The organism is Streptomyces sp. SID3343, assembly GCF_009865215.1.
Lineage (GTDB): Bacteria > Actinomycetota > Actinomycetes > Streptomycetales > Streptomycetaceae > Embleya.
The window spans coordinates 1-2,492 of record NZ_WWJX01000537.1; the positions used below are offsets into that span (position 1 = coordinate 1).

Sequence of the window (2,492 nt, forward strand, 5' to 3'; positions counted from 1 at the left end):
AGGGTGTGCGCGAGTGCGGACCCGCGAGCCGAACCTGTTCGCGCCGCCCGTCGAAACGCGACGACGATCTCCTTGTGCCGGCGCGGGACTTCGAGGTTCCTCACCCGCTCCCGATCGATGCGCCGATGCCGCGCCGAGTGTCTGCTCCCCGCGTTCGGGCTCGCCCCCGTTCGGCTCGGCGACCGTCTCAGGGCTTACCGCGCACCGGGCGCTCGGGGCGCGGCGTCGCCGACAGGGGCGTGGTGAGGAGCCGCTCCAGTAGCTGAGCGAGTTGCTCGCGCTGTTGTGGATCGAGCCGGTCGGTGGCCGGCGCGAGGGTGTCCCGGACTTCCTCGTACAGGCGCTGGGTGAGGTCGCGTCCGGCGTCGGTGATCAGGACGACGACGGCGCGCTTGTCGTTGGCGCCGGTACTGCGGGTCAGCAGCCCGCGCCGTTCGGCGCGGGCGATGAGGCCGGACAGGGTCGACTTGTCCAGGCCCAGGAAGGCCGCAAGGTCGCTCATGCGCGGATGCCGGTCGCGCAGGATGCCGAGCACGCGTAGCTGGGTCAGGGACAGGTCGTGCTCGGCGCCGATGCGGGTGAGAACACCCATCACCTGGAAGGCGCTGCGGACCAGGCCGTCGACCACGGCGTCCGTGGAATCGTCGGGAACCATGCCGGCCACCCTACTTGACATTGTTTGCATTACCAATAACTCTGGTGATGATTGGTACTACAAACCAACTGTGGGAGTTCCTCATGCATGCTGCGGTGATTACGGCATTCGACGCGCCGCCCGTCTACGGCGAGCACCCCGAACCTGTGGCGCAGGGCGAGCACGAGATGGTCGTGGACGTCCTCGCGGCGGGTCTGCACCACCTGGCCCGGGCCAAGGCCAACGGCAGCCACTACTCCGCCACCGGCGTCTTCCCGCTGGTGCCCGGCGTCGACGGCGTCGTGCGCGACTCTTCGGGCCGCCTGCGTTACGTGGCCCTGGACGACACGAACCTCGGCACCTTCGCCGAGCGCACCGTGATCGACGCCCGCCGGAGCGTCGTCCTGCCCGACGACGTGGATCCCGTCCGGATCGCCGGCGCGATGAACCCGGGCATGTCCTCCTGGGTCGCCCTGCGCCGCCGCATCGCCTTCCGTGAGGGGCAGCGCGTTCTCATCCTCGGCGCCACCGGCAACGCCGGACGCATGGCCATCCAGATCGCCAAGCGGTTCGGCGCCGCCGAGGTCTTCGCCGTCGGCCGCGACGCCACTCGCCTCAAGGCGCTGCCCGACCTCGGCGCGGACCAGGCGCTCACGTTCGACGAAGTCGCCGCCGCAGCCGACGTCGACGTCGTCCTCGACTTCGTGTGGGGCGCTCCTGCCGCCGGGGCCATGCTTCCGATGCTCACCGCCCGAGCCGACCGCTCCGCCCCGCTCACCTGGGTCCAGATCGGCTCCATGGCGGGCGCGTCGGCCCCGATCCCTTCCGTGGCGCTGCGTGCGACGCGGCTGAAGATCGTGGGCAGCGGCATCGGATCGGTCCCAGCTCGTGACTTCATCGCCGAACTGCCCGAGCTGGCGAAAGCGGTGACCGAGGGCGCGATCGACGTCCAGGCCCGTGCCGTGCCGCTGGCCCGGATCGCGCAGGCATGGAGCGAGAAGACCAGTGAACGCCTGGTCTTCGTGCCTTGATCAGGCAACGGCCCGACGCGGCAACGCTGCTTTCCCCGGCGCGCCGGGGGAAGCACGGGCGTCGGCCTCCCGCCCGGCGGTCGGTGGTTCGTTTTCGACGACCGATGCCGGGGAAGTGCGGATGGTCGTGTCGTCCCCGCGTTGCGCTGCCGCGTACTCCGCAGACCTTCATCGCCTGAGCAGCCGTCGCGATGATGGCCGGCCGCGTCGCCCGCCGCACAGAGCAGGCAGCGCAAAGGGCTAGATGTATTGCCCACGGAGGTTGGTGACGGAACGCACGGCGTTGTGATCTTGAACGAGTGAGGGCCTTCCGGGTTCGGTGTGGATTGCGACATCTCCACCGAACGACAGAAGGCCCTCATGCCCCACCGTAATGCACCCCTGACCGAGACCGGACGCCTACGTCTGGCCCGCTGCGTCGTCGACGACCTCTGGCCGCTGCGACGGGCCGCGGAACGCTTCCAGGTGTCCGTCACCACTGCCGCCAGGTGGGCTGCCCGCTACCGCGAAGCGGGCGAGGCCGGGATGGTCGACCGCTCCTCGCGGCCGCACCGCAGCCCGCGCCGGACGCCGACCCGAACCGAGCGCCGGATCGTCAAGGTCCGCGTCCTGCGCCGCTGGGGACCGGCCCGCATCGCCTACCTCCTCGGCCTGAACCCGGCAACGGTGCACCGCGTCCTCACCCGCTACAAACTCGCGCGACTCGCCCACCTCGACCGGGCCACCGGGCGGGCGATCCGCCGCTACGAACACGCCGCACCCGGCGACCTGGTCCACGTCGACATCAAGAAGCTCGGGAACATCCCCGACGGCGGCGGCCACAGGGC

At 70.5% G+C, this 2,492-nt stretch carries 3 protein-coding genes; 2 read left to right on the forward strand and 1 reads right to left on the reverse strand.

Annotated elements, in window-relative coordinates:
- Nucleotides 1-187 precede the first annotated feature (187 nt).
- A complete protein-coding gene (locus GT354_RS16690; RefSeq protein ID WP_161357096.1) occupies nucleotides 188-655 on the reverse strand; it encodes a MarR family transcriptional regulator in 468 nt (155 codons plus the stop codon).
- A gap of 83 nt (nucleotides 656-738) precedes the next feature.
- Between GT354_RS16690 and GT354_RS16695 the strand changes: the two genes are divergently transcribed.
- The gene (locus GT354_RS16695; protein ID WP_161357098.1) at nucleotides 739-1,665 is read left to right on the forward strand and encodes a zinc-binding alcohol dehydrogenase family protein; all 927 of its coding nucleotides are present in this window, start codon (nucleotides 739-741) and stop codon (nucleotides 1,663-1,665) included.
- 360 nt (nucleotides 1,666-2,025) lie between these two features.
- Nucleotides 2,026-2,492, forward strand: a 467-nt coding sequence (locus tag GT354_RS16700) for a leucine zipper domain-containing protein (protein WP_161357097.1), incomplete at its 3' end; no start/stop codon positions are given.

Coding starts and splice junctions, on each gene's coding strand:
- GT354_RS16695 (WP_161357098.1), top strand. CDS start 739: ATGCATGCTGCGGTGATTACGGCATTCGACGCGCCGCCCGTCTACGGC.
- GT354_RS16690 (WP_161357096.1), bottom strand. CDS start 655: ATGGTTCCCGACGATTCCACGGACGCCGTGGTCGACGGCCTGGTCCGC.